Source organism: Bradyrhizobium sp. MI1.7 (genome assembly GCF_055811795.1).
In genome coordinates, this window is the sequence record NZ_JBVVPO010000013.1 from 149,738 (window position 1) to 164,565 (window position 14,828).

The 14,828-nt window shown below is 64.3% G+C and carries 14 protein-coding genes and 1 pseudogene; 12 read left to right on the forward strand and 3 right to left on the reverse strand.

What is annotated here, in order from left to right; translation table 11 throughout:
- Nucleotides 1-46: 46 nt before the first annotated feature.
- Genes AC0L3X_RS15250 through AC0L3X_RS15260 form a run of 3 tightly spaced genes read left to right on the forward strand, consistent with a single transcriptional unit; the run spans nt 47 to nt 2,657 of the window.
- Nucleotides 47-1,225 (forward strand): polysaccharide biosynthesis/export family protein, encoded by a 1,179-nt coding sequence (locus tag AC0L3X_RS15250; protein ID WP_231144463.1) that lies wholly within the window; start codon nt 47-49, stop codon nt 1,223-1,225.
- 59 nt (nt 1,226-1,284) lie between these two features.
- Nucleotides 1,285-1,803 carry a hypothetical protein gene (locus AC0L3X_RS15255; protein WP_231144464.1) on the forward strand — a complete coding sequence of 173 codons (519 nt, stop codon included), beginning with the start codon at nt 1,285-1,287 and terminating at the stop codon, nt 1,801-1,803.
- Nucleotides 1,803-2,657 (forward strand): lytic transglycosylase domain-containing protein, encoded by an 855-nt coding sequence (locus tag AC0L3X_RS15260; protein WP_231144465.1) that lies wholly within the window; start codon nt 1,803-1,805, stop codon nt 2,655-2,657. The genes AC0L3X_RS15255 and AC0L3X_RS15260 overlap by 1 nt, the downstream gene beginning before the upstream one ends.
- Before the next feature lie 48 nt (nt 2,658-2,705).
- Here AC0L3X_RS15260 and AC0L3X_RS15265 read toward each other — a convergent pair whose 3' ends face one another.
- Nucleotides 2,706-2,939, reverse strand: a complete 234-nt coding sequence (locus tag AC0L3X_RS15265) for a FecR/PupR family sigma factor regulator (protein ID WP_354114731.1) — start codon at nt 2,937-2,939, stop codon at nt 2,706-2,708.
- Nucleotides 2,920-3,579, reverse strand: a complete 660-nt coding sequence (locus tag AC0L3X_RS15270; RefSeq protein WP_473316497.1) for an RNA polymerase sigma factor — start codon at nt 3,577-3,579, stop codon at nt 2,920-2,922. The genes AC0L3X_RS15265 and AC0L3X_RS15270 overlap by 20 nt, the downstream gene beginning before the upstream one ends.
- 307 nt (nt 3,580-3,886) lie before the next feature.
- Here AC0L3X_RS15270 and AC0L3X_RS15275 point away from each other — a divergent pair, with 307 nt between their 5' ends.
- The 9 genes from AC0L3X_RS15275 (at nt 3,887) to AC0L3X_RS15315 (ending at nt 14,547) form a co-directional block, all read left to right on the forward strand.
- Nucleotides 3,887-5,680 (forward strand): ShlB/FhaC/HecB family hemolysin secretion/activation protein, encoded by a 1,794-nt coding sequence (locus AC0L3X_RS15275; RefSeq protein WP_231144467.1) that lies wholly within the window; start codon nt 3,887-3,889, stop codon nt 5,678-5,680.
- Nucleotides 5,681-7,621: a DUF2341 domain-containing protein gene (locus AC0L3X_RS15280; RefSeq protein WP_425364295.1), complete on the forward strand. Its 1,941-nt coding sequence runs from the start codon at nt 5,681-5,683 to the stop codon at nt 7,619-7,621.
- A 4-nt stretch (nt 7,622-7,625) separates the two neighbouring features.
- Nucleotides 7,626-8,030, forward strand: a complete 405-nt coding sequence (locus AC0L3X_RS15285; RefSeq protein WP_283018560.1) for an ExbD/TolR family protein — start codon at nt 7,626-7,628, stop codon at nt 8,028-8,030.
- Between the two features lie 9 nt (nt 8,031-8,039).
- Nucleotides 8,040-8,759 (forward strand): energy transducer TonB, encoded by a 720-nt coding sequence (locus tag AC0L3X_RS15290; protein WP_231144468.1) that lies wholly within the window; start codon nt 8,040-8,042, stop codon nt 8,757-8,759.
- A 52-nt stretch (nt 8,760-8,811) separates the two neighbouring features.
- The gene (locus AC0L3X_RS15295; protein WP_231144469.1) at nt 8,812-10,626 is read left to right on the forward strand and encodes a putative porin; all 1,815 of its coding nucleotides are present in this window, start codon (nt 8,812-8,814) and stop codon (nt 10,624-10,626) included.
- A 2-nt stretch (nt 10,627-10,628) separates the two neighbouring features.
- Nucleotides 10,629-11,222, forward strand: a complete 594-nt coding sequence (locus tag AC0L3X_RS15300; protein ID WP_208072374.1) for a hypothetical protein — start codon at nt 10,629-10,631, stop codon at nt 11,220-11,222.
- Nucleotides 11,219-12,259, forward strand: a complete 1,041-nt coding sequence (locus tag AC0L3X_RS15305) for a peptidylprolyl isomerase (protein WP_283018561.1) — start codon at nt 11,219-11,221, stop codon at nt 12,257-12,259. The genes AC0L3X_RS15300 and AC0L3X_RS15305 overlap by 4 nt, the downstream gene beginning before the upstream one ends.
- Nucleotides 12,260-12,467: 208 nt before the next feature.
- On the forward strand, nt 12,468-13,919 hold the full coding sequence (locus tag AC0L3X_RS15310; protein WP_231144471.1) for an undecaprenyl-phosphate glucose phosphotransferase: 1,452 nt from the start codon (nt 12,468-12,470) through the stop codon (nt 13,917-13,919).
- Between the two features lie 265 nt (nt 13,920-14,184).
- Nucleotides 14,185-14,547, forward strand: a complete 363-nt coding sequence (locus tag AC0L3X_RS15315; protein ID WP_071915570.1) for a helix-turn-helix domain-containing protein — start codon at nt 14,185-14,187, stop codon at nt 14,545-14,547.
- 44 nt (nt 14,548-14,591) lie between these two features.
- Here the strand turns inward: AC0L3X_RS15315 and AC0L3X_RS15320 are convergent.
- Nucleotides 14,592-14,828, reverse strand: a pseudogene (locus AC0L3X_RS15320) (hypothetical protein); the annotation flags it as partial.

The window sequence follows — 14,828 nt, forward strand, 5'->3', positions numbered from 1 at the left end:
TCAGCTTGGTGTGAAACGAACGGTCATGCGATTTCGGAAATTCTTGTTGATCGCATGCTGCCTGATCTCGTCGGCCGTGCTCGGCGGCTGTGGGTTCATTCCGATGTCAGGGCCGGCAAGTCTCGACATCAGGAACGAGAACACGACGGTGCTGCCGTTTGCCGTCGTCAAGCTCAATCCCGAGGTCCTGCAGGTGCTCGAGAAATACGAGCCCAACGGACTATCGGGAAATCTCGCGGACACGCGTCCGCCCTCGAGCATCAAGTTCGGCATAGGCGACGTCATCAGCGTCACGATCTTCGAGGCCGCGGCGGGCGGGCTCTACGTGCCGCTGGAAGCCGGCGTGCGCCCGGGTAATTTCGTGAATCTGCCCGATCAGGCCGTCGACAACGACGGGAACATCACGGTGCCCTATGCCGGCCGGATCCGCGCCGCGGGCCGCACCAATGTGCAGGTTCAGGAAGACATTCTTGCGCAGATCAAGAAACGCGCGATCGACCCGCAGGTCGTGGTGACATCCAGCCAGCAGCGCTCCTCGCTCGTCAGCGTGTTCGGCGAGGTCAGGACGCCGGTGCGATTCCCCATGCCGTCGGCTGGCGCGCAGGACCGCATCACCGACGCGATCACGCGCGCGGGCGGCATCAGCGGCGCCGGCTGGGAGACGTGGGTCGTGCTCGAGCGCGGCGGAAAGCGCGCCACGGTGCCGTTCGGCAATCTGGTCTATTTCCCGGCGAGCAACGCCTTCGTGCAGCCTGGAGACCGCCTTTATCTCTACCGTGAGCCGATGAAATTCATCGCGTTCGGCGCCACCGGCCAGCAGGGCGAGTTCAATTTCGATGCCTGGCGTATCAACCTGACGCAAGCGGTCGCGAAGGCGCGCGGCCTGCTCGACCTCCAGGCCGATCCGGCATCGGTCTTCCTCTATCGCCGCGAGCCGCGCGAGGTGGCGCAGCGCCTCGGCGTCGACTGCTCCAGGTTCGACGGCGATTCCGTGCCGATCGTCTTCAACGTCAACTTCCAGGATCCGGCCGGATATTTCATCGCCACCAAGCTATCGATGCGTCCGTTCGACGTGCTCTACGCCGCTAACGCTGCGCAAGTGGATGTCACGAAGGTTCTGACCTTCATCAACACGGCGCTCGTGACCGCGGAGAGCGGAGTGAGCCTCGTCAACAACATCCGCTTCCCGGGGCCGACCTCCTCGACGACCACCGTCTTGCAGTGAAGCCGGTCGGGCATTCCGATGATGGAGGCGGAGGAGGCGCCTTGACGGCGGGACCGCAAATGTTACTCATCGTGCAGGATACGATTCGACGATATCGAATTATGTTAATGCTCGCCCGCGGCCCGGCCAACGAACCTGCCGGCTGGTGGAGGAACAGGGCTATGAGCCGAGTTTTGTATTGGTCCGCGCGCACGGGTGGCCACGCTCTCGCGGCCGGTCTCGTCGCGCTCGCGGCGGCGGGAGGTGCGGGGGCGCAATCCGCCAATCCGGGCAATCCGCCGGTGGAGCGGCAGGGCACCATCATCGGCGGGCAGGCGACGAAGTCCACGTACGAACGCTGCGTCGATGTGCAGATCGGAAACGAGAGCGCGTTCGGTTGCATCAATCAGCAACTCAAGCGCGAGGTCAACAAGGTCAATCCTTCGCTCAACCTGCCACCGGTCGACGCGCGCTCGTCCGACGTGCGTGTCGGCAACCCGAACGAGGCGGCGATTCGCCAGCAATATGGCTCAAATTACGGTCGTTCGGCCGTTCCCTTTAGGCCATCCGCTCCTACCATCGTGCCGCCGCACCGCTGATGCCTGGATCCGCTTCACATCTGCAAGCCAGTCGAAGCATACGCTGGTCGTGGCGGGTCGCAGCGCTGTGCCTGCTGATCGTCGCGAGCGGCGAGGCGCGCGCCCAGAAGCACGACGAGCGCAGCAAGGCCGAAATCGGCCACGTCGCGGCTTCTGTGGACGATGCTGATGATGGCGCAGTGGAGCCTTTGGCGCTGGAGCCGTTTGCGCCGCGTCCGCTTACCGCCGCCGATTTTCCTCCCGCAAATCCGCTGCTTGCCAATTTCACGTACCGCACGAGCGCCATGTTCGGCCGCGACTGGCGCGCTGGCCGTGCCGAGTACCGGCAACTGGTCGAGCGCGAAGCGCTGGCTTTCGGCCTGCCGCCCGCGCTGGTCGATGCGGTGATGGCGGTCGAGAGCCGATACAATCCCGCCGTGGTCGGCATGGACGGCGAAGTCGGGTTGATGCAGGTGATGCTGCCGACTGCACGGATGATGGGTTTTGCCGGGACGCCGGCGGAGCTGGCTTCGCCCGAGGTCAACGTGCATTACGGCGTTCGCTATCTCGCCGGTGCCTGGCGCCGGGCCAACGGCGATCTCTGCACCGCGACGATGAAATATCGCGCCGGCCATGGCGAGACACGATTCTCGTATCTGTCGGTCGAGTATTGCACGCGCGTCCGCGCGCATCTGGCGGCCAACGGCGTCGCCGTCACCGGCTCCGTTCCACCACCGACGTTCGGACGGACTTCGGCAAGCAGCGCGCCCGCACGTGGTCGCGTCCTGACGGGGGGGAGCACGATCAATTTCGCTGCTCTGAACACGCGCCTGCGCAGCGTAGCCGACCGCAAGACGCCGTCTGATTTGCATTGACAGGCTGCAGGAGCAGGAACCTGCGGCTCGCAGGTCAGGCCTGAGGCATTAGGTGCGCGCTTTGCCCTTCGATGCGCGTCGCCGCCGGCTTGCCGGCGCGGGACGGCCGGTTGCAAGCGCCTGGCCGATGGCGCGCCAGCACTTTACCGCATCGCGGAAAGCATTTTCATGCGCGGAACTTCGCCCGCGCCAGTCCATAAGCTGTTCGGCATCTGCAAGCGTCGCCTCGCCCGACTTGAGGCGCATGATCCATGAAAGGGCTTCACGGATTAAGGGATCCAAGTGATCGACCTGATGGCTTCGCTTCGTCACGATCCAGCGCTTTCCGGCACACGCCGGGCGTGAGCGGATGCTCGCGATCGGCATATCTATGTACGTAAGACGAAGCTGGACGCTGAAAACCGAATTTGGTCCGCACGGGACGTTTGAGACGATCAGCGCAATGCTCGACTGCCTGCTTGAGGTCGGTCTCGACAGTGCGGACGGTGACGCCGAGAAGGGCCGCGATCTCTCGGTTCGGCATGCCGTCGATGCGCGAGAGCATCAGCACGCGTCGGCGGCGCTCGGGAAGCTCGGCGATTGCGTGCCTGAGCAGATTGACCTCGGAGCGATCCTCGATCACGCGCGCAGCGTCGGGCCGGTCGTCGGGAATTTCGAGCAGGGCATCGACCTCGTCGACGGTGAGGCGGCGCTTCTCGGCGCGGCGGCGGTCCGCAGCGATATTGAGCGCGATGCGGAATAAATAAGCCTTCGGGCTGCGCACCGGCCCAAGCTCGCGCATGCCTTCGAGACGAAGGTAGGTTTCGTTGAGCGCTTCCGAAGCAAGGTCCGAGGAGCCCAGTCGGCGCGTCAACCTGCGATCGAAGTCGACATACTCTGCGAGCAGAAGCGTCCGCAAGCTGCTGATGCTGTCGATGGTCATGCTACGCCCCACTTCACTCAGTCCCCAATTTGTGGCCGGACGGTAGTAAGGCCGCACAACGGTAATGTGACGAACTGTTATCGAGTAACAGGCATCGAGTGATAGTGGCGTTATGTTGCGTGAAATCATCACACGAGCGATTGAGCGGTGTCGCGAGCATCGTAAAAAAGTTTTCGCTGCGCCTGCGCGCGCAACGTCTATCGGATAAGGCCCTCGCAGACCGGCGTCTCGGTCGGTTTCGGGCTGTCCGAAGGACGCTGCGGTCGCCGAAGGGCGTCTGCAATGCGAGCATGATATCGAGGCTGAGGTGAATTCGCGTCGTCTGTATCATAATGGCGCGCGCCGTCATGCGCCGCCGCCGCTGCGCGCTGTGCGGAGTGGTCGGTCTGATGCGGCATGTGCCTCGCGTCTCGCCATCTGCGGCTTGATCATCTGCGCGATCTGCACGAAGCCGGCCGCGGCGAAATCCGAGGCCGACGCGAGCAAGCCGGCTGCGGCGAAGCCCGCTGCTGCTGCGCCCGCAAACGCCAAGCCGGCCAAGAGTGAGGCGGAGGCGGCCAAGCCGGCAGCACCGGAAACCCGTTTCGATATCGACGAGTATCGTGTCGAGGGCGCGGACAATCTGCCGCAGATCGAGATCGAGGCTGCGGTCTATCCCTTCCTCGGTCCGGACAAGAGCTCGCAGGATGTCGAGAAGGCCCGCGCCGCGGTGGAGAAGGCCTATCACGACAAGGGCCTTCAGACCGTCAGCGTGGCCGTGCCGCAGCAGGATGCGCAGCGCGGCTTCGTCGTGCTCAAGGTTACCGAGAACCGGGTCGGACGCCTCCGCGTCAAGGGCTCGCGTTATTTCGACCTCGACAACGTCAAGAGCGCTGCGCCGTCGCTCAAGGAAGGAACGCTACCGAATTTTCAGGACGTGACGAAGGACATCGTCGCGCTGAACCGCTGGCCCGACCGGCGCGTCACGCCGGCGCTGCGAGCAGGCGTCGCGCCCGGCACCGTCGACGTCGATCTCAACATCGAGGACACGCTTCCGCTCCACGGCAGCATCGAGCTGAACAACAAGCAGAGCCCGAGCACCACGCCGCTGCGTACCAGCATCTCGATGCGCTACGACAATCTCTGGCAGCTCGGTCATTCCATGACCTGGACGTACCAGGTCTCGCCGATGAACCCGAAGGACGCCATGGTCGTGTCGGGTTCGTACCTGGCGCGGACCGAAATCGACTGGCTCAGTGTCCTCGTCTATGGCCTGACCTCGGACAGCTCGGTCGCGACCGTCGGCGGCTCGAACGTTGTCGGTCCCGGCCAGGTGGTCGGTGGGCGTGCGGTGCTGACGCTGCCGTCCAGGGGCGAACTGTTCCACACGCTGTCCCTCGGGATCGACTACAAGGATTTCAAGCAGTCGCTCAAGCTCGGCTCCGATGCCTTCGACTCGCCCGTGACCTATGTGCCGCTCGTCGGCACCTACGGCGCAACCTGGCAGGGCGAGGGGCGGCTCACGCAGCTCAACGCAACGATCACGGCAGGCTTGCGCGGCATCGGCTCCAGCCGCGACGAGTTCGACGCCAAGCGTTTCGACGCGACCGCGAGCTTCATCACGCTGCACGCCGATATCTCGCACACTCAGGATTTCGCCGGCGGGTTCCAGCTCTACGCGAAACTGCAGGGACAGGCGGCGGATCAGCCGCTGGTGTCCAGCGAGCAATTCAGCCTCGGCGGACAGGACACGGTGCGCGGCTATCTCGAATCCGAGGTGATCGGTGATTACGGCGTCGCCGGCACGCTGGAGCTGCGCACGCCCAATCTCGCACAATATCTCGAGCAGAAGCTGCCCAATCCGCTCGGCGAATCCATCAAGTACAACGCCTTCGACGACATTCGTTTCTTCGCTTTCGCCGACGGCGGCAATACCAGAATCCACAAGCCGCTCATCGATCAGGAATCGCATTTCGACCTCGCAAGCTACGGAGTCGGCATGCGCATGAAGACCCTTCGCTACCTCAACAGCATTGTTTTCGTCGGTATGCCGCTGACCAGCCAGCAGGTCACCGTCGCCAATCATCCACGGTTCAGCTTTCGGGTCTGGGGAGAATTCTAGATGTCGCTCCTTCGCTTTGGATCACGCCCCGGACTTCGCCTGAGCGCGCCGGTGATGCTCGCCTTCGTCTTCCTCGCCGCACTGTGGCCGTCGCCCGCGGCGGCGTGGTGGAACGATCAGTGGACGCTGCGCAAGAAGATCACGATCGACACCGGTCCGTCCGGCGCAGGGATCAGCGATGCCATCGGCACCACGCCGATTCTCGTGCGTCTGCATGTCGGCAATTTTCGCTTCGGTGGGGCGAAGGAGGACGGCGGCGACCTTCGCTTCGTTGCCGGCGACGACAAGACGCCGCTCAAGCACCATGTCGAGAAATACGACTCGCTGCTCGGCGAAGCGCTGGTCTGGGTCGGCGTTCCCGACCTGAAGCCGGGGACCAAGAACGACATCTGGCTCTACTACGGAAACCAGAAGGCGCCGACCGCGGTCGACGCGAAGGGCACCTACGATCCCGACACCCTGCTGGTCTATCATTTCAACGACCGCTCGACGCCGGCGCAGGACATCACCGCCTGGGCGAACACCGCCCAGAACGCGGTCCCGGCTGCTGACGGCGCCATCATCGGGCAGGGCGCGCGCCTCGATGGGCAGACTGCGCTTACGCTTCCCGGCTCGCCCTCGCTCGTGACCGCGGAAGGCGGTGAACTCAGCTGGTCGCTTTGGATCAAGATGATTGCGCCGCAGCCGGGCGCAGTGTTGTTCTCTCGTAACGAGGGCGCGAACGGGCTGACGGTTGGGTTGGACAACGGTGTGGCGTTCGTGGAGGTCACGAGCGGCGGCAACACGCAGCGTGCCGCCGGCGGGACGGCGATCGCGGCCGGGACCTGGCACCAGGTCGCGTTCACGGCGAAGGGTGCTCAGATCATCCTTTACGTCGACGGCAACCAGGTCGCGACGCTTGCTGCGGCCCTGCCCACCATGACCGGCGTGGCGCAACTCGGTCGCGCCGCTACCGCGGCAGCTCCCGCCGCGGATGCAGCCGCGCCCGCAGCCGACGCGGCTCAGGCGACGCCACCCGCAGCCGCGCCTTCTGGCTCTGCCGCCGGCTTTGCCGGTGACGTCGACGAGCTTGCGATCGCAAAGGTCGCGCGTTCGGCCGGTTTCATCAAGCTGTCGGCGGTCGGGCAGGGGCCCGACCAGGCCAAGCTGATCTCCTTCAGCGTCGACGAGGAGAACGCGGGCTGGTTCAGCGGCGGCTATTTCGGCGTGATCCTGCGCTCGGTGACGCTGGACGGCTGGGTCGTCATCGGCCTGCTCGGGATCATGGCGTTGATCAGCTGGTACGTCATGGTCGATCGCATCTCGTATCTGAACCGCGTCTCGGCCGGTAACACGATCTTCCTCAAGCATTTTCGCGAGACCTCGACCGACATCGGCGGGCTGCTCCAGCTCGACAATCAGGAGAACGATCCAAGCTTCGGGGGCGAGCTCGGCAAGAAGCAGCGCAAGGTGGTCCATGCCGCGCCGCTCTACCGCCTGTTCGCGGCCGGTGCGCAGGAGATCCGGCGCCGCTTTGCGGGTGGCGGTTACCGCCGGCTGTCGCCGCAGGCCATCCAGTCGATCCGCGCCGTGCTCGACAGTGGCTACGTGCGGGAGAGCCAGCGCCTCAATCGCCTGATGGTGATGCTGACGATCGCGATCTCGGGCGGCCCGTTCCTCGGCCTGCTCGGCACAGTGGTCGGCGTCATGATCACCTTCGCGGCGATCGCGGCCAGCGGCGACGTCAACGTCAATGCGATTGCGCCGGGTATCGCGGCCGCGCTGGTCGCCACCGTCGCGGGCCTCGGCGTCGCGATCCCCTCGCTGTTTGCCTACAACTACCTGACGATCCGCATCAAGGATGTCAGCAGCGAGATGCAGGTCTTCGTCGATGAGTTCATCACGCGGATCGCTGAGTCCTACGAATTGCCGGAAGAGCCGGTGAAGCAGGCGGCGGAGTGAACCCATGCAAGTCCAGTCCGAAAGCAAGCCGTACGACGACATCAACATCACGCCGATGCTCGATCTCGCCTACGTGCTTCTGGTGATCTTCATCATCATGACCACGGCGACCGTGCAGGGCATGAAGGTGAACCTGCCGAAGGCGAGCGCGGTGCCGAGCCTCGCACAGCAGACCACCAAGGCGATCACGGTCGCCAACGACGGCAAGCTGTTCCTCGACACCATTCCCGTGACGCTGCCCGAGCTCGAGCAGCGACTGGTGCAGCAGCGTGCGCTGACGCCCGAATTCCCGATCGTCGTGCGCGGCGACAGCCAGACCCAGTACCAGAACGTCGTCGACGTGCTCGATCTGCTCGGCCGCCTCAACTTCACCCAGGTCGGCATGGCGACCAAGCCGTCGGCGCGATGAGACTGGACGATGGCGTGGGACGACGACAGCAACGACGACGACGGCCCGCCGGCATGGCGGCGCTATCTGCTGCTCGGCGGCTCGGCGCTGGTCGTGATCACGTTGGTGGTCGGCGTCGTCATCATGGTGATGAGTGGCGACAAGGATCCGCCGCGCAAGGTGAACGAGCTTCAGGTGACGATGGTGCTTCCACCGCCGCCGCCTCCGCCACCACCGCCGCCCCCGCCCGAGCAGCAGCCGGAACAGCAGCCCGAGCAAAAGGTGATGGAGCAGACGCCGGTCAAGGATGTCGTCGAGGAGAAGCCGGTCGACATTCCAAAGGACGCGCCGCCCGATGCCGGACCGGATCCGACGCCGGGGCCGCCGGATCTCGGTCTCGGCACCGGGCCGGGCAGCGGCGGCTTTGCACAGGGCAAGGGACGCGGGGGCGGCGGAGGCGGCGGCAACAGCCGCTTCGGCTGGTACGCGAGCATGCTGCAATCGCAGATCGACGCGGGACTGCAGGCGAATGAAAAATCTCGCGACGCCGCGTTCCGCACCGTCGCCAGGGTGTGGCTCGACAGTTCGGGCCGGGTCAGTCGCGTGCAGTTGTCGCCATCGACGGGCGACGGTGCGCTCGACGTGGCCATCCGCGACCAGGTGGTGGGCGGCCTGCGCGCACGCGAGCCGCCGCCAAAGGACATGCCGATGCCGATGATCATCCGCCTCACGGGCCAGAACCGGGGGTGAGTGCGGTGAGACGAGTGACTGTGAGTGAGTTGAGAGCAGAAGAGGTGATGTCATGTGGCGTGAAATGAAGACGCGAGAACTGGCAGCGACGGCAGCGGTGCTGCTTGCGCTCGCAGTCCCCGCCGCGGCGCAGGACGACGGGATGCCGCAGGGCAAGCGTCCGACCGTCTCGCGCGACGCGCCGCCTTCATCGAACGCGACGGTCAATCTGATCAATCTGCTCGTGAAGCAGGGAACGTTGAGCGAGGAACAGGCCGCGGTCCTGGTCAAGCAGGCCGACGACGAAGCCTATGTCGCCCGCCAGGCGACGCGCGACGCCGCGGCCAAAGCGGAAGGCGCGGAGAAGAAGGCGACGAGCGCTGCCGACGCAACGTCGCCGCCCGGCACCAAGCGCGTCACTTACGTGCCCGAGATCGTCAAGAAGCAGTTGCGCGAGGAGATCAGGGCCGAGGTGATGGACCGCGCCCACAAGGAGAATTGGGCTTCGCCCGGCAAATATCCGGAATGGGCGCAGCGGATCCGATTCTACGGCGACATCCGCGCGCGGTATGAGGGAGATTATTTCCCGGCCGGAAATGCGCCGCTCACCAATTTTAGCGCCATCAACACAGGGTCGCCATTCCAAGAGGAGAGCAACGCCCCGCCCAACCCCTATTTCCCGCCGTCATACAATGTCTCGCAGGATCGCAATCGTTTCCGTTTCCGGGCCAGGCTTGGTGCCGACATCGATCTGTTCGATGGCTTTACCGCGGGTCTGAGGATCGCGACGGGTGAGAATAGCTCTCCGGTCTCGACCAATCAGACGTTCGGTGGCAATGGCGGAAATTTCTCCAAATATGCGCTGTGGCTCGATCGTGCGTTCGTCAAGTATCAACCCGTGCAGGATGTCGTGGCCTCGGTCGGCCGGTTCGATAATCCGTTCTGGTCGCCTACCGATCTGGTTTGGTACAAAGACCTCGGCTTCGACGGCTTTGCCGTGCAAGCCAAACATGAGATCGACGAGGGCTTCACACCGTTCTTTGTTGGCGGTGCCTTTCCGGTGTTCAACACCGATCTGAACGCCGGCCTGAACATCGCGGATCTGCAGCGCAACAATGTCGTACCGGTCAAGCTACCGAGCCGCGACAAGTGGCTGTTCGGCGCGCAGACGGGGTTCGCCGCAAGGTTCGATGCCGAAACCAATCTGACAATGGCGGTCGCCTACTACGACTTCACGAACGTGAGAGGGCGGCTGTCGAGTTCGTGTCTTGTGTATCTGGCGAGCGACACATGCGATACCGACCTCCTTCGCCCGAGCTTTGCCCAGAAGGGCAACACCTATATGAGATTACGCAATATTCCAGACGTGCCGATCCCGGTGCAGACCTTTGATTACCAGTACTATGGTCTTGCCAGCGATTTCCGGCCCGTTGTCGCGAGTGCTCAGCTTGACTTGACCCAGTTCAATCCGATCCACGTCATCCTCGACGCAGAATATATCTGGAACACCGCCTTCGATCGCGCAGCAGTCGCTTCCGTCGCCGTGAACAATCTCGGCTCAACGACAGACGGCAGCGCGAGCGTGTACAACGGCGGCAATCAGGGTTGGCTCGCGCGCATGGCCGTCGGCAACAAGGAGATCAAGCATCTCTGGGACTGGAACGCGCATGTCGGCTACAAGTACCTCGAGTCCGACGCGATGGTTGACGCGTTCGTCGATTCCGACTTCGGCCTCGGTGGCACCAATCTCAAGGGCTATTTCATCGGCGGTAATGTCGGCCTCGGCGAGAACATCTGGGGCTCGGTGCGCTGGATGAGCGCGAACAACATCGCCGGCCTGCCGTACAAAGTCGACATCGTCCAGCTCGATCTCAACGCGAGGTTCTGATCATGCGGCTGTTGCGTCTGTCGTCAATTGCTGCACTGGCGCTCGTCGTCGCCTCGGCCGCCCATGCCGACCAGGAAAGCGATCGCTTGCGCGAGGCGCTGCGCAGCGCCACCGCGCAGGCGCGTGCCGCCGAGGATCAACGGGCCGCGGTCCAGGCCAAGCTGACCGCGGCCGAGCAGGAGCGCGACCGTCTGCGTAAGCAGATCGAGGGCTATCGCGCCCAGGTCAAGGAGGCCGAGCAGGCCTATCGCCAGGCGGTGAAGGACTTCAACGAGCGGATCGCCGAGCGCGACGATTCCCTGGAGAAGTGGAAGGCCGCCTATGGTGAGGCGGCGAGCGTTGCGCGGACCAAGGACGCGGAGCGCTCCAAGTTCGAGGGCGAGGCGACGACGTGGAAGGCGAGCGCCAAGGCCTGCGAGGCCAAGAATGTCCGTCTCGTCAGGATCGCCGACGATACCGTCAAGCAATATGAAAAGATGGATCCGCTGGAGAAGGTGATCCACCACGATCCCGTGATCGGGTTCAAGCGGGTCGAGCATCAGAACGCCGCCCAGGATCTTCGCGACCAGATCATCGAACAGAAGGCCAAGCCATGACCCGGAACGTTTTCAAGCTCGTGCTGCTCGCCGGTGCGCTCCACGCCGCGGCGTCATCGCCGGCACTCGCGCAGACGCGCAATCCACCCCAGCCCGCAGCCCCGCGCGCAACGCCTGCGCCGGCTACTCCGGCGGCGGTCCAGCCAGCTCCTGCGGCACAGGACAATGCGGCCGTGAAGGGCAGCGAGATCATCGCCCGCGTCGGCGACAGCGACGTCACCGCGGAAGAGGTGCGCGCCACCATCCAGCTTCTCGATGCGCGCCAACAGGCCGCGATGGCGCGTGATCCGGCGCTGCTGAGCCAGACCGTGCGCGCGATCCTCGCCAACCGCCTGGTGCTCAAGGAGGCCGCGGCCAAGAAGTGGGACCAGCAGCCGGCCGTCGTGACGCAGCTTGCGCGCGCACGCGATACCTTGATCGTCGAGAGCTACCTGCAATCAGTCACGGCGCTCGGCGACAGCTATCCGAGCGAGGCCGACATCAAGAGCGTCTACGAGGCGAATGCCAGCGCGTTCCTCGTTCCCCGCCGCTTCCGTCTCGCCCAGATCGTGGTCAACCTCGCCAAGGACGCCGACAAGGCGGCTGAGGACACCGCGCGCAAGAAGCTCGATGACGTCGTGCGGAAGATCAAGCAGCCGGGCGCGGAGTTCGGTCCGATCGCGAAGGCATCGTCCGACGATGCGGCAACTGCGGGGCGGGAAGGGGAGATCGGCTGGGTCGCCGAGCCCGATATGCGCACCGAGATCCGTGGCCAGGTCACCGGCCTGCCGAAGTCAGGCATTGCCGATCCGATCCGGCTCGAGGACGGCTGGCACGTCCTGAAGCTGCTCGACACCGAGGCGTCGCATACGCGGCCGCTGGCGGACGTGCGGGAGGCCCTCGTGCAGCGGATGCGGGCCGAGCGCATCGAGGCCAACCGCCGCGCCTATGTGGCGGAGCTCTTGAAGCAGACCCCGCCCGTGGTCAACGAGATCGCGCTGTCCAGGCTGATCGAGCCCAAACCCGACGCCAAGCCGGACGCTGCGCCGTTGCGCTAGACGAACAAATAGCCTGAAGCGCGATGGCAATTCAGCCTGATCTCATCGCGCTTGAGCACGCGGCGGATTGCAGATTCATGTCAATCGGATGACGAGGCGAAGGCGTCGTCATCCACGGATGATGCATTGGTTAATCGACAGTAAAAGTATCATAATTATGGTACAATGCCCGTGATATCCGGATCGCGAACCGACCCGGGGGCGAATTGTGACCGATCTGACCAATGCGGGTGAGCCGATATCGGCGTTCGAAGGCCGATCGAGGGTCCGTCTGGCGATCCCGTTCAGCTTCATCGAACCCTTGTTCGCGGCCGTCGACTGCTTGATCATCGTCGCAGCGGGCGCCATCGGCGGCATCGCCTATCAGCGCGCGCTTGGTGGCACCGCCGACGGCTCCTTCTATGCCGGGCTCGGTTTGGTGGCGAGTTTCGCCTATGTCCTGGTCGCACATTTCCTCGGTCTCTACCGGTTGAACCAGCTGCTGGACGACGAGCTCGACGGCGGGCGGGTCCTGGCCGGCTGGTGTCTCGCTGCTCTCGTCCTCGCGGTCGTGCTGTTTCTGTTCAAATCCGGCGGCGACGCTTCGCGTGGCTCGGTCGTCTGCCTCTTCGCGATCGGCGGCGCCGGCCTTCTCGTCGCGCGCTGGCTGGGGAAACGACGCCTTCGTTCGGCGCTTGTCGCCGGCACGATCCGCGGCCGGCGTGTGGTGGTGTTCGGAACGCAAGGCGAGCTGGCCCAGTTCGGAAGGAGCGACCTGCTCGCCAGATTTGGCCTCCACGAGGTCGAGCGCATCATTTTGCCGAGAAACGAAGCGCCAAAACTCTCTGCTCCGGGGAGGCACGAAGACGAATTGATGAAGCGCATACGGGAGGCCGCTGCCGAGGAGATCGTGCTCGCGCTGTCCTGGTCCGGTCCCCGCGACATCGAGGCCTTGCTCGACCGGTTGCGCATCATTCCGCTTCCGGTGCGCCTGTTGCCCGATCGCGCGGTGTCGACCGTGCTGCGCCACCAGACCTCGATGCCTCAACGGCTCTACATGGTGGAGGTGCAGCCGGCGCCGCTGTCGGTTCTCGATCGCCTGACCAAGCGGCTGCTCGACATCATCGTGGCGGCGACGTCGCTGGTCGTACTGTCCCCCGCACTGATCCTCGTCGCAGTCGCGATCAAGCTGGAGTCGAAGGGGCCGGTGATCTTCCGGCAGCGCCGCCATGGCTTCAACGGCAAGCCGTTCGTGATCTACAAGCTGCGCAGCATGAGGGTCCAGGAGGACGGCGGCACGGTCGTGCAGGCCACGAAGCAGGATCCGCGCGTGACCCGGGTCGGACGCCTGATCCGCCAGACCAGCATCGACGAGCTGCCGCAGCTGCTCAACGTGATCCAGGGCCATATGTCGATCGTCGGGCCGCGGCCGCACGCGCTGGTGCACGACTACGAGTACGGCAGCATGATCGCGAACTACGCGTTCCGCCATCACGTCAAGCCGGGTATTACCGGCTGGGCGCAGGTTCAAGGCTATCGCGGGGGCACGCCGCGGCTCGAGCTCATGGAACGGAGAGTTGCACTCGATTTATGGTATATTGATAATTGGAGCCTGATATTGGATATTCATATCATGCTGAAGACGGCGTTCGAATTGGTCCGGCCGCGCAACGCATATTGACCAGAGCTTTTCGGCCGCAACCGGCCTCGAAGCGGTGTCGTCGCAAGAGTTAACATTGGTACATTTGGGAATGATCTGTTCGGCGGCGCGACCGGTTGGAGCACGGGACCGCACTTTATGATGTCCTCTCGCATCGGCGGACGCATGCGCTGACGGGTCTGCCGGCCGATAGCCGGTCCAGGATTTCTCGCTGGCCTATTGAAAACGTTCACGATTCGCGCTTACTAAGTCCGGACTGGCAAGATTCTGGCCGGAGAGGACCACGATGGTTGGCAAGAGGCATGCCTCGGAGGAGATTTCGGCCAAGCTGGCGCAAGCCAACGAACTTGCGGCCAAGGGGAAGACCCAGCGGGAAATATCGAAGGCGCTTGGCGTCAGCATCATGACCTACCACCGCTGGAAGAAGATGCCCGACTCGTCCGAGCCGGTTGGTGGCCGGCGCAGCGAAGCCGATGGCCGGCCGCTCGGTTCGGCCGACGCCAGCAGTGTAGACACAATCAAGCGGTTAGAGCTCGAGAACGCGCAATTGCGACGTCTTGTGACCGACATGCTGCTGGAAAAGCTGAAATACGAAGAGGAACTTCGGGCGCGCCAGGGAACGCGCTTGCGGCGCCCCGACAGCGGCTAGCGCCAGAACCGGCCTTTCGGGCCGTCCGTATGATCCCTACTCGTCTAGCGCAAGACCTCAGACAGCTGGCGTACCGCGGCTGGATGGCTCGATAGGAACGCCTCGTATGCGCGCCTCACGCCGTCCTCGAGCGAGGTCGTCGCGCGCCAGCCGAGCTTAGCGAGACGGCTGACGTCCAGCAATTTGCGCGGCGTGCCGTCGGGGCGCGAGGTGTCGAAACTGATCTCGCCGCCGTAGCCGACGATGGCGGCCACGACGCGCGCGAACTCGGCGATGGTGAT

What these genes read in the sequence shown, in the direction of transcription:
- AC0L3X_RS15255 (WP_231144464.1), top strand. Translation starts at nt 1,285, where the DNA reads ATGTTACTCATCGTGCAGGATACGATTCGACGATATCGAATTATGTTA.
- AC0L3X_RS15260 (WP_231144465.1), top strand. Translation starts at nt 1,803, where the DNA reads ATGCCTGGATCCGCTTCACATCTGCAAGCCAGTCGAAGCATACGCTGG.
- AC0L3X_RS15270 (WP_473316497.1), bottom strand. Translation starts at nt 3,579, where the DNA reads ATGACCATCGACAGCATCAGCAGCTTGCGGACGCTTCTGCTCGCAGAG.
- AC0L3X_RS15280 (WP_425364295.1), top strand. Translation starts at nt 5,681, where the DNA reads ATGTCGCTCCTTCGCTTTGGATCACGCCCCGGACTTCGCCTGAGCGCG.
- AC0L3X_RS15285 (WP_283018560.1), top strand. Translation starts at nt 7,626, where the DNA reads ATGCAAGTCCAGTCCGAAAGCAAGCCGTACGACGACATCAACATCACG.
- AC0L3X_RS15290 (WP_231144468.1), top strand. Translation starts at nt 8,040, where the DNA reads ATGGCGTGGGACGACGACAGCAACGACGACGACGGCCCGCCGGCATGG.
- AC0L3X_RS15295 (WP_231144469.1), top strand. Translation starts at nt 8,812, where the DNA reads ATGTGGCGTGAAATGAAGACGCGAGAACTGGCAGCGACGGCAGCGGTG.
- AC0L3X_RS15300 (WP_208072374.1), top strand. Translation starts at nt 10,629, where the DNA reads ATGCGGCTGTTGCGTCTGTCGTCAATTGCTGCACTGGCGCTCGTCGTC.
- AC0L3X_RS15305 (WP_283018561.1), top strand. Translation starts at nt 11,219, where the DNA reads ATGACCCGGAACGTTTTCAAGCTCGTGCTGCTCGCCGGTGCGCTCCAC.
- AC0L3X_RS15315 (WP_071915570.1), top strand. Translation starts at nt 14,185, where the DNA reads ATGGTTGGCAAGAGGCATGCCTCGGAGGAGATTTCGGCCAAGCTGGCG.